This is a genomic window from Paenibacillus sp. FSL K6-1318, assembly GCF_037976905.1.
Lineage (GTDB): Bacteria > Bacillota > Bacilli > Paenibacillales > Paenibacillaceae > Paenibacillus > Paenibacillus amylolyticus_A.
In genome coordinates this window covers 934486-947031 of record NZ_CP150270.1, presented here as the reverse complement: position 1 = coordinate 947031, position 12546 = coordinate 934486, and the positions used below count along the sequence as shown (strand labels likewise).

Below are 12546 nucleotides of genomic sequence, written 5' to 3'. Positions count from 1 at the left end.
TTTTCAGTTATATATAAAGTGAACTAAAGAATGTTACACTTGCCACTTCGATGACAGAATAACCTTACGACGGAATTGAGGCTTCACGACTCACGGGTTCTCCCATGGCTACCAGTACTTTTCGATCTCCCTGATACGGGTTCCGTGCATGCGCCACCAGCATATTGTCCAGCATGAGAATATCTCCCTCTTGCCATGGAAAGGCAATCGTGGCATCGGCATAAGCCTGACGAATATGAGCAGCCACTTCGGCATCAATTGAACTTCCGTCTCCATAATACGTCTGGTATGGCAAGCCACCTTCTCCAAATTCTTCGAGCATCAAGTTGCGAACTTCCTCGTTCAGGCTGCTGCTGTGCCAGAAGGCAATATGATTGAACCACAGGTTCTCATTCGTATCCGGGTGGATCGTGATGGCCGGTCTCACCTGCTTCGTTGTGAGGGTTCCATCCTCATTCCAGTGGAATGACATGTTGTTATCCAGGCAATACTGCTCGACTTCTTCCTTGGATTCCGTGTGGAAAACATACTGCCAGGTCTGCCCGAAGCCGTTGCCGTAGTTTCGAACCAGCATCCAACCTTTCTCTGCAAAAACGTCCCGAATGTCCGGATCAATGAGGTTATATACTTTCCGTACATCCACAATAGGCGTTTCTCCTCCTTCATCGGCGACAACAATACTGGAGAACCAGATTTTTTTGGGCCAGGTCATAACGTAGGACAATTCATTATGCGGTGCAATGGTCTCCTCGTTCGGGAATTCCGTTGACGTATACACCTTGCCCTGTACTTTAGTTCTCGGTGTCGCTCCTTCTTTATAACTGAGCGGCTCGGGGCAGCTTACATCAATAAACCCGTAAAAACTCTCTGGTGTGGTGGTATCAAAACCTCTGAACAGGACGCCGCCATATTCCAAAATTTTCTCTTCCACCAAATCCTTATTGTTGAGATACCACTGATTCAGATCCAACCCGGCCAGATTTGGTTTGATTACCAATGGCAGCTCTTGACCTTCCTCCAGAAACGATTGCTTCACGATTTCTTTTTGAATGACCATCTGCGCACCTTTATCAAATTTCTTCTTCATGGTTAATTCCTCCTAAGATTTGATTTTGTTGAATTTCTTTTTGCTCTTACTGCTATTCAGCAACTCCATCTTGTACTCGTGGGCCATCACCTCCCAATCATGGCGTACAGCTTGAAGACTCCGTGAGGAGTCAGCTGCAATCAGCTTCACTACAGCCATATAATCATGCAGGAATCTCTTCATGGTGGATTTGCCAAACAACTCTGTTTTGTATTCAACTACTGCATTCATGACATGGTCAGCCTCGATGAGATTCAACGTCAGATCCCACTTGCTCTTGCCACTGTGGCCCCACAAAATTTCATTCTGAGCAATATTCAGACCTTCGATGTTGTACGTATTTTTGACATCAAGTACGAACCATGTCTGGAAGAACGGGGTCAGCCCGGAGGCACGATCCGGGTTCAGCAGTTCAATCAGCTTGCCGAAAGGCATCTCTTGATGATCAAATGCTTCAAATACCGTATTTCTAACGGAAACAATCTGGGCGTCTATGGACTGCTCCGGGTCCATGGTCGTCTTCAAAGCAAGACTGTTGGAGAAATATCCGATCAATCTCTGAACTTCGGCACGATTACGGTTTGCTACAGGTGTTCCAACAACGATCTCGGTTTCACCCGAGTAAAAGTACAGCAACATTTTGTAGGCGGTGAGCATGGTAATGTACAGACTGGCATTGTTTTTCATACCGGCCCTTTTGATCATGTCAATGGTTTGGATCGGAATTTCTGAGAGCAGAATATCTCCGGTATCCCCATTATTCAGCGAAGGCTCCCGGTCATACGGCAATACTTTCACCGATCGGTTAACGGTACTTCCCAACTGGTTGCGCCAATAATTAAGAACTGTCGGAAATTCGGCAGTCATCCATTTATTCTTTTGCCAATGTGAATAGTCGGAATAATGAATGCTCAAATCCTCTGTTGCTGCATTTTCTCCCTTCAGATAAGCATTATAGTACGCCCCCAGTTCAGCCATCAGAATATCCTGAGACCAGCCATCGAAGATAATGTGATGAAAATTAAAATAGGCAAAATATTGATGTTCATGGATCATATACAATCCAAAATAATACATCGGTCCGGTTTCCAGATTGAACTGGTGTCTGGATTCTTCTTCAATCACACGTTTCAGACTGGCTTGGGAATTATCCCTCAGCGTATGCTGGACCTCGATGTCAAAAGGCTCGTAAGGTCTGATTCGCTGCACCGGTGTATTGTTCTCTACAACAAAATACGTTCTCAATACATCATGCCGCTGCACAATCTGATTCAATGCATAGATGTAAGCCTCTTCCGAGAATGCACCTTCAAAAAGGACATGTCCGGGAATGTTATATTTGGTGCTCTTCCCCTCGAACTGTTCAACCAGCCACAGGGATTCCTGGTTGAATGACATTACACCTTGGAGTGCCGGATCAACTCTGGGAATATCTGTAGACAGGAAGATCGGCTTGTCCATAATTCCGTTCAATACATCCACTTTGGATCTCTTCATCGTGTTGTGTTCCATGCTCATCATGCCTTCCTTTCCTTCTATGATCTGATCCAGATATGAACTTAAGGATTGGATTGTAGGAAAATTAAACATATCGTTAATCGAAAAATCAAAACCTATCTCGGAAAGTCTGGTATAGATCTGAATCAACTTAAGGGAATCACCACCCCGTTCGTAGAAGTGGTCCGTCACACCCACCTCTTTCAGGCCAAGAATCTCAGACCAGATGGCAGATATCGTCTGTTCCATGACAGAACTGGGTGCCACATACACATTCTCTTCATCCGATTGCGGCTTCTCTATCGATAACGCCAAGTAATCAATCTTGCCGTTAATGGTAAGTGGAATCGAAGATACCTTGATCAGATATGTGGGAACCATATACTCCGGCAATAGAGATAGCAGGATATCCCGAATCATCCTCCGGGTTACATGTGCATCACTCACGTAATGAGCACATAACTGACGAGATTGCTGATCCATCTTGACGCTTATGGCAACATCCCGGATTCCTTGGATCTTCAAGAAAGCTGCCCTGACCTCTCCCAGTTCAATTCGATACCCGCGAATCTTCACTTGGTCGTCCATTCTTCCGAGGTATTCCATCTGACCATCTTCCCTTAACCTGCATAGATCACCTGTCCGGTACAATCGCTCGCCTGGATGATCCGGGTGTTCAACGTACTTTCTGCTCGTCAATTCGGGTTGGTTCAGATAGCCTCTGGTCACTCCGTCTCCCCCAACCAACAATTCACCCTGAACACCGACAGGAACGTATTGCAGTGATTGATCGAGCACATAAATGGAGGTGTTCTGAATGGGTTTGCCGATGGGCACATACTCCGTTTGGTCAACTTGAGGATCGTAGGCATAGATCATGCAGCCTACCACCGTCTCTGTCGGTCCATATTCATTAAAAATGGTAACCTCATGTTTGCTTTGCCGGGTAATATTCGCAGCCAGGGAAGCACTCAGATTATCGCCGCCCACAATAAATGTTTGGACATTGGATCTGTCCATAATGTTCATGTCCTGAATCAATTGCAGGTGCGCCGGCGTCAGCTTGACCAGATCCACTCGTGGATCCATGACAACATCAGCAATCAACGCCTTGTTATGAGACGAGTTGTAGATGATCATCGTGTTGCCCGTAATTAACGGTGTAAAGATGGAGGTAATGGTCAGATCAAACGCGATGGATGAATACAGTGAAAAAGTCGTTTTCCTGTCAGTAACATACGTCTGACTCGCCCACCATATATAGTTCGTCAATCCCTTATGTTCCACCAATACCCCCTTCGGTGCTCCTGTTGAACCTGATGTGTAGATGACATAAGCCAGATCCTTCACATCTATGGTCAAGTTCAGATTATCTGTTGATAAATGCCCCTTATTATCTTCAAGCATGTGAATGACTTCTAAACTGTCCGGCACACCGATCCACTGGTTAACCAGAACAAATCTTACCTGAGAATCTCTCAAAATATGTTGAATTCGTTCATCGGGATACTCGGGATCAATCGGAATATAAGCACATCCGGCTTTCATAACAGCCAGAATCGCAATGACCATTTCCATACTGTGTGTTGCAATAATGCCTACCATTTCTCGCTGCTTGATTCCTCTGCTGATCAATACTGTAGCCAAGCCGTTAGCTCTGGCATTCAATTGTTCATAGTTCATCTCCTGATCACCCAGGATAAGTGCTGTATGTTGAGGGGTAGCCGCTGCCTGTTCTTCAAACAACTGGATAACCGTTTTGTCGCTCGGATACACCGCCCCGGTATCATTAAACTCGGTTAGCATCGATTGTTTATCGGCTTCACTTACAATACTGATTTGTTCAATGCTTTGTTCGGAATGCTCCAGAATAGCTTCAGTAACCCTAAGAAACTGATCGAGCAGATTGTCCATGAACGTTTCACTGAACAACTGGGTCCGATAATCCATCTGAAATATGATACGATCCTCATTGATTTTTTCAATAATGTTGATAAGCAGATCATTCGTCTCATGTCCGTTAAACTTGTTGTCCATGTAGACATCATGTCCCTGCATCTTGTCAAAGCGTTCTGGACGATAGACTAGTGATATGCCGAACAGTCTGTTCAGTTCCGGTAAGGAGAGTGACTCTCTCAGATCACGGATCAGCTGATTATACGGATATTTTTGATGACGCAATATTTCTTTCTGTTCATTGGAAATGCGTTGCAGCAAGGTTAACACGGGTTCAGAGGGTTCTATTCCGATCCTGACAGGTACGGTCGTGACAAACATGCCAATCATGTCTTTGTCTGTTTTACTAGTGCGGTTCGCGTAGTTGGTTCCAACGACCAAGTCGGTTTGGTGAGTGAGTTTATTTAGCAGAATAGCTAGGGTTGAGAGAAAAAAGGTAAATACGCTGACATTCTTCTGACGACAGAATTCTTTCAAACGTACATACATGGAGTGATCCATATTCATCGTTTTTCTTCTGGCTGCGGTGTGAGTTAGAAGGGGATTGTGTGCTTTCAGTTCCATAAATTCGGGAATCGTATCAAACTTCTCTCTCCAAAATGTCTGATCTTTCGCATAACGTTTGGAAGCGAGATATTGTTGTTCACTATTTATATAGTATTCATAATCGTGAATGGTAGATTCCATCCTGCTTGTATTACCATCCTTCAGTTCGGCATGGTAGGTTTCCGTAATCTCATTCGTTAACTGGAATAACCCCAGGCCATCACAGATGATATGGTGAACCTGAATGATGTATCCGTATTGCCCATGACCCTCATACGTATAAAACTGACATAGATCTTCACTGTGTACATGAATCGGATGGTTACCCACATACTCAGTCCATGTTACATCAGTCAAGGCTGGGTCTTCTTGAATGTGCTTGAGTGGTCTGTACTCATAAGGTTGGATGTATTGTTTATTCTCACCTTGATCCAGTATAATTCGGGTTCGAAGCAGTTCGTTATTCTTCAAAACTCTGTTAATCGAACGCTCTAACAAGGTGAAATCGATCGGTTCCGGTATGCTCAGCTTGGATGTAATCATCCATACATCTGAATTCGGATATATCATTTCCATATACCATATTCTTCGTTGATGCTCTGTTAAAGGATGCAGATCAACACATACATTTCCCATCTAATTCTCCTTTATATATAATTTATCCTAAAATAAGTTAATTACAACTTATCATTCCACCAAAATTTAATCAATAACTATTTTATTTGTTTTTTTAACAAAATTTTATATAATACGACATCAAAATACCATTTATCGCGTGAAAAGAATGAAAGTCCCAGCCAACCCTTCTACAAGATACCCACTTCCGTTTCATTATTCGGTAAAGTTCGAACAAAAATGAAAAGCCCCGTGATCAATACAGAGTATCTGCATCTGACCGCGGGACCGAGTTAACGTGAATTATTCCAAACTTCAGTGCTCATGGATTGCGACTAGCTTGGGAGAATTGGAACAAATCTCAGCTGTCGAATCCCTTTCCGAATTGCTCTGCTTGTTCCGTCATCTTCTTGCTCAATCTTGCTCTTAATCCACTCATCCATTCCGGCTCATGTAACCACTGTTCTGAAGCAGACCGAAGAACACGTACATAACCATATAGATTGGCAAAACGCCGACATGCAGGGAACATACGCTCCAGATCATAATGTTCTCCTGCCTTGGACCAGTACCCGTTCAGGAACAATTTCCTTTTCTGCTCCCATTGCTCAGGCTCGATTTCCTCACGTAAACTATCCAAGCTACGCTCCACATCCATCGCGTACCAGTGATACATGGAATCATCAAAATCAATGGCATAACAAGACTGGCTGCCTTCATCATAGAAGACATTGTCCAGTTCAAAATCGTAGTGGATGAGACCGAAATTTTGCTGGGTCATCGGTAAAGTCGCAAAATACGTTCGAAGAAACTCCACCTCATTCAAAGCAGCCGTTTCACCAGGAAAACCTTTCAGGATCTCCCGCATCCAATCCAAAACCTCTGTATAGGTCCAGCGTTTCTCCTTCTGCTCAGGCATGAATGCGCACGATAGATGATGCAGCTCACCCAATGCCTGACCATAGCTGTACAGGATGGAGTCATTCAAATCAATGCTTCCTAACTGCGATCCGGTTACTCGCTTGAATACAGAAGCATAGTATGTTCCCCATGGGGTGTGAGCCTCTACGAGTTCTGTCCCTGAATGAGAAGGTACAGCCTCCATGGCTCCATAATGATTCGTTCGAAGATAACGTAGGAACGCCAGTTCAGCACTAAGATTGACTTGATTTTTCTCCTCTACCGGGGCAAAACGAAGCAAACGAACTTCCCCCTGATCTCTGAACGGATACACAGCATTGGAGGATATGCGATAATACTGAAACATGTCCAGCGATTCGGAATCATAGTTCCAATTCTTTAGGATCATCTCGGCAAGATCATTATGTTGAAATAAATATTTTAACTTTAACATGGGCATTTCTCCTTTTTGATCTTTGTTATGGATTGTCTGTAACACACGAATGCCTATTTTTGCGCGCAAAAAGCCGCAGGCTATGCCTGCGGCTTTTAAAAATTCTGAGTATATGAGAAATTTGCACAAGCAAATAAACCTCGCATACGCCAGAAAAATTGAGCAGTTATATCCCTATATATCGGCAGATCTGAGACCGGACTGGAAAACGAGATGTGTTCCAGCCGTCGTCTGATGGTCTGCCGGAATTATTCAGTTCATTTTTACCTTCATTGTGGTAATAGAGCATACCATCTTAGACCGTCGTTTCATGACGCTCACTCCCTTCAAAAAACAGCTGTTTCCATAATAACCCATATACCAAATGTAAGCAATTACAAAATAACGATATTCCCATCGTCTTTTACTGGACAACCATCACCCGTTCAACGGTCTCGGTGTTGTCCTTATACCACACCATCACGATGTCTTCTTTTTGAAGATCTGACACTTGAATGGACGAATTTGCACTTGGGCTGGATTTGCCCGAACGCGGCGTGCCCATACCTTCAGTAATAGTGACATCATCACTTATATCCAACTTCATTTCCATTCCGGTATCCTTCCATTCCATGCTTGGAGATGAGGTGTCCTGCATTTCAAGTAATGCCAGAGTAACTGTGTTTCCATCCACGGAGATGACTCTGCCTGTCATGTCGGCATTCATCATCCCCTGCGTCCTGTCCGGACTGCCTGTACGGTCATTCATACCCGTACCGCCCCTTTCACCTCTAGGCGTTCCTCCATTTATGCCCAGGCCACCGCCATTCGGCATGCCGCCACCGTTCATGCCTTGTGCAGAACCGGTGTTGGTAATATTTTGGGCGGTTATCACATCGCAAGCGGTAAGCATAACCGAACATCCCAGCAGCAGGAGTAGCGTAACCGATGTATAATATTTATTTTTTCGCATATGATCACCTTTTTCTCAGGGAATATCTCTCCAAGGTACCTTTACGATGGAATATGAGATCATACGTATCTTTGAATCCCATATAGGACAGCACAACCAGCAGTGGATATACAGGGTAGATGTATCTGGACTTAATCTCCCAGAGAATATAAAATCCGATGAATCCGAGAATGACCAGGATCAATGAGACTTCGTCATATCGTTTACCACGAATTCCACCGACCAACCGGATAAGAATAAAACAGTACATCAAGAAATTCATCACATATACGATCCAGAGCAAACCTGTCCGATAAGCCGAATCCCCCTGCAACAGTTCTGTTATCGCATTGGTATAACTGTAGGAGCCTGCGATTCCGCCTCCCCTTCCTCTTCCCGCACCCAAGGAACTTTCATTGCCGATTCCGTATCGGTCCATCTGGTACGTTCCTTCGGTCCAGGTCCATATGATCTTTTTGTAATACATCTGCACCAAGTCACTTGCACTTGCTTCGGATAGTTTATTGCTGATCTCTTGTTTGAACAAATCTGCGCTTTCGGCCTTATTGTAGTTGGCCTGCCTCTGATAGATCTGATAGCTCTCCATATTGTCCCAGAAGCCAAAGCGCTCCAGGTTAATTCCCATGTTCAGCCACATATAGACCGGCGCGGCATTCTCTCCCACTGGTTCGCTCACTGCACCGGAGGATTGAAGAACCGCATTCTGAGTCCAGGTTGGTACATTAAACAACATACCCAGCACACCGATGGAAATGATGACTTTCTTCATTCCGATGCTCCGCATATTCAGCAGGATAGTTATGATGGCGGCGATCAGCACGATCACGCCGATGCTTCGGAAGTAGTTGCCCATCGCGAGGAAAACGGCAGCAATGACGATTGTTTTCCAAGACTTTTCACGTATAAAACGAATTAAGAAGTATAAGCACGATGTCAGAAATGCTGTAGCAATCACATCGTTATAGATCAGGTTGTTCAGGAACAGGGATGGCAGGTACGTCGCTGCAAAGATCAACACACCGTAATCACGTTCCGTGGATCTGTCGTTCACTTGTTTGTAGATAAGATAAATCATGACTGTCGTTAATGTTGAAAACAAAATATTAAATAGTTTGATGACCAGATAGTTGTCCGGGAACAGGTACAGCAATGTCTTCAGGTACAGCACGATCGAGTAGTTAAACGGGAACATGTGCAGATAACCACCCGTTTCAAACGACGAGTAGTCTTGGTCGTACAGCATATTCATGGCGAGTGAGAGAACGGTCTGTGAATCATCGGTGGGCACTCTCGGAAACACGAAAATGATGATGATCTGAATGGCCAGAGAACTGAGCAGCACCAACGGAATGACAACCTTCGGGCTGTATTTGTTCAGCTTCAGACACAGAGCGTATAACCCGACACCTGAACCAAGGAGCAAAAGAATGACCGGGAGGAAAACACTCCACTGCTGCATGCCCAAAATGGGATTGTCCCCATACAAGGCGTAGTTGTACTGTGCACGAATCAACAAGGTCGAAGCAATGAATACCGCAACAAACACGAGCAAAATGAGATAAAACGACTTATGCAGCATCTTAGACATGCCAAAACTCCTTTTCGAATACAGGATTCCGTGAGTATTATAATGGCTCTGGCTGAAAAATCGCTGAATTCAAAACACAATTTCATTCATAAAACTAACGAATTATCCCTCTAATGTCGATAATATACATCGGATACATAATATTATCATTTTATACTAGAAGGAGATTAGAACATGCTTATTCAAAAAAGGTACATCCGCTCGTTACTCTCTCTTCCTCTGGCAGGCCTGTTATTCATGCTGCTGGGGACCCACCAGATCGCTGCAGCCCCTGTCGACAGCCTGCTGCCTGAGCGAAGTGAGCAAGAAATTAGTCAGAAATGGACACAATGGATGAGTGGCAAGGACCAAACTGCCACATTCACTCAGAATCCTTCGACCAAGGCACCTTACGTCGCTGGTGTAGTAAGTGATTCCACATTAGAGCAGGCTCTAGGTGCAGCCAACTTCTATCGTTATCTCTCCGGTCTGGATGGAGATCTCGTTCTCGATGCTGCTCTCAATCGTCAAGCCCAACATGGAGCAGTCGTTGTTTCTACCGGAGAATTGACTCATTTCCCGGCTCGTCCGGCAGATATGCCGAAAGACTTTTTTGATCTGGGAGCCAAATCGGCTTCAAGCTCCAACCTGTACGCTTCCTATGGTGCTCAAGGAAACCTGGCAGTCAAAAGCGTAGAAGCTTATATGGATGATTCAGATGCCAGCAACATTGCTGCACTCGGCCATCGTCGCTGGATTTTGAGTCCGCAACTGAAGAAAGTCGGTTTCGGGATTGCATCCCGAGACAACAAAAACTATGCGAGCCACTTCAGCACCATGCAAGTGATGGATACGAGCCGTTCAGGAAAACTCAATTACAATTACAACTTGTATCCTAACAAAGGGGCATTCCCGATTGAGGCATTCAATGTGTCACAAGCCTGGTCTGCACAGCTGAATCCGGACGTCTTCGCGAAGCCCTCCAATTCGGAGGTACAGGTGGAAATCGTGCGTTCATCGGATCAGAAGACTTGGGTATTAGGAGCGAAAACTCCGGTAAGCAGTGATCCTGCAAAGGCCTTTTTCAATGTAAATACCGATGGTTATGGATATAACTACGCTGTCATTTTCCGTCCGGATAACTTGAAATCCTTGAAGGCAGGCGACACGTTCAACGTTCGCATTACCGGTTTGAAAAAGAAAGACGGGTCCACAGCAGAAATTTCATATCAGACACGTTTCTTCTCGGTTAGCAATCCTTCACAAGAGCCTGTAACGGATCCACAGAATCCTGGGACAGAACCACAAGACCCTGGAACAGAGCCACAAGATCCGGGTAACGGGAACGAGGATTACCTGGATAACCATCTGATGCAGTTCGAATATACAGTGGATCGTACGCTGAAAGTACGGGGAACACTCACGGCTTATGCAGGCAAAACATTCTCATTCCAAATCCACGGTCCTTCACCTGACGAAAAACATATTCGCACTGAAACGGTGAAGCTGGACGCTAACGGTCGGTTCAGTCTGACTGTTCCCAATCTGGGCGTACCCGACCTAACCATCTATTTGCAAGTGGATCCAAGCTTTATGTATTTGATTCCTACGGCAAGTAATTCAGACGTCACGTATTACTTTGAATAGAAGCGAAGCAAGAGCATAGGAAGAAACTAAAGTAAAATGAAGTACGACCAGAGTAAAATCTAGAATCTAAAAACAAAAACAGTCGGAATGCATAGGCATCCGACTGTTTTTTTGGTTTATGATATGAGCTTCGGTTATTACATAGATCGAACTAAAGAATATTTACACTTGCCACTTCGATGACAGAACAACCTTCTGATCGCTGTTATCCCCAGATTTTTTGATTCAATTTTACAAAGGTAAAATTCTGGGGATAAAGGCGCACGCTCCGCTTCTTCAGGTTCTTTCTGTCCCCTACGTTCACGTGTAAACGTTTAGTTCAATATAAATGCTGTAGTGCAGATTAAATTCAAAACTATCTAAGTATACTGTTCCTTAAATTCATTCATGTATAGAACCTCAATACAACCTGACCAATTCAGAAGCGTACCGATAAAATCCTGTATGTCTAGTCCCTTCATTTCATACGTTTCTGCTGTATTTACTGAACCCGCCGCATCTTCAATCAGGGTTACTTTAAACCCCTCATGTTCAGCATTAATCGCTGTAAACAGACAACAATACTCCATGTTAAATCCAACAATGAATACATGTTCAATTTGATGATCCAGCAGCCACTTTTTCAGCTCCGTATTACTGAACGCACTCGGTTTACTTTTCTCCAGAATAGGATGTTCCCCAGTATCGACAACAATCTCCAAATTGGCACATTTCTCATAATAGAGAGAGGATTCTTCATTGTCCTGGTCCAGATGTTTAGTAAACACAATAGGCCAGTTCATCTTTTCAAAAATGGTGATGATAGACTGAATTTTCGCAATTGGAACAGATACATCCCTTAGACTTGTGAGCCCATGCTGCACATCAAGTACAATTAATCCTTTTTTCACCCGGTATCTCCTTCCATAGATAGCCTGTCTGCCGCTAACAATCAGTTTTTGCGTTTCTTTTCCAGCGCGATCTCCACATTTTCTTTCACCCGATACTCCACTATCCGGCGGATGAGGTCCTCTGGCAATGGCTGGTCCAGCGGAAATTGGACAGATCCCTTAGCCCCTTTGTACTTGGAAAGTTCCTCCTTGAACGCCAGAATCCCACTGGGAGCAGGGTAAAACCCAATATGATGCTGGTATGCGGCAAAATGAACCAGATTCCCATGCTGTGCATACGTCGGCATCTTATAACTGATCTTCTCTTCGGCGTTCGGAGCCGCTTCACGAATAATCTGTCTTATTGCCTGCAATCTCACCTGTACATCGGGTGCAAACTCCGAGATATATTCATCTACCAGCACCGAATAATGGTTACTCTCAGCCATCTTGGAC

General features: G+C 44.4%; 8 protein-coding genes. 1 reads left to right on the top strand and 7 read right to left on the bottom strand.

What is annotated here, in order from left to right; genetic code table 11:
- Positions 1-64 precede the first annotated feature (64 nt).
- The 5 genes from NYE45_RS04200 to NYE45_RS04180 all read right to left on the bottom strand — a co-directional run bounded on the left by NYE45_RS04200 (position 65) and on the right by NYE45_RS04180 (position 9595).
- Entirely contained in the window at positions 65-1087 is a 1023-nt protein-coding gene (locus NYE45_RS04200) for a TauD/TfdA family dioxygenase (protein WP_340015734.1), read from the bottom strand.
- Between the two features lie 12 nt (positions 1088-1099).
- On the bottom strand, positions 1100-5722 hold the full coding sequence (locus NYE45_RS04195) for an amino acid adenylation domain-containing protein (RefSeq protein WP_340015733.1): 4623 nt from the start codon (positions 5720-5722) through the stop codon (positions 1100-1102).
- Between the two features lie 340 nt (positions 5723-6062).
- Positions 6063-7055 carry a phosphotransferase gene (locus NYE45_RS04190; protein WP_340015732.1) on the bottom strand — a complete coding sequence of 331 codons (993 nt, stop codon included), beginning with the start codon at positions 7053-7055 and terminating at the stop codon, positions 6063-6065.
- Positions 7056-7458: 403 nt separating this feature from the next.
- On the bottom strand, positions 7459-8007 hold the full coding sequence (locus NYE45_RS04185) for a hypothetical protein (RefSeq protein ID WP_340015731.1): 549 nt from the start codon (positions 8005-8007) through the stop codon (positions 7459-7461).
- Positions 8008-8011: 4 nt separating this feature from the next.
- Positions 8012-9595 (bottom strand): glycosyltransferase family 39 protein, encoded by a 1584-nt coding sequence (locus tag NYE45_RS04180; protein WP_340015730.1) that lies wholly within the window; start codon positions 9593-9595, stop codon positions 8012-8014.
- A gap of 174 nt (positions 9596-9769) precedes the next feature.
- Here NYE45_RS04180 and NYE45_RS04175 point away from each other — a divergent pair, with 174 nt between their 5' ends.
- Positions 9770-11221 (top strand): CAP domain-containing protein, encoded by a 1452-nt coding sequence (locus tag NYE45_RS04175; RefSeq protein WP_340015729.1) that lies wholly within the window; start codon positions 9770-9772, stop codon positions 11219-11221.
- A 359-nt stretch (positions 11222-11580) separates the two neighbouring features.
- Here NYE45_RS04175 and NYE45_RS04170 read toward each other — a convergent pair whose 3' ends face one another.
- Complete coding sequence (locus NYE45_RS04170) at positions 11581-12111, bottom strand: isochorismatase family cysteine hydrolase (RefSeq protein ID WP_340015728.1); 531 nt, start codon at positions 12109-12111, stop codon at positions 11581-11583.
- Positions 12112-12152: 41 nt separating this feature from the next.
- Positions 12153-12539, bottom strand: a complete 387-nt coding sequence (locus tag NYE45_RS04165) for a DUF1801 domain-containing protein (RefSeq protein ID WP_340017299.1) — start codon at positions 12537-12539, stop codon at positions 12153-12155.
- Between the last annotated feature and the right edge of the window lie 7 nt (positions 12540-12546).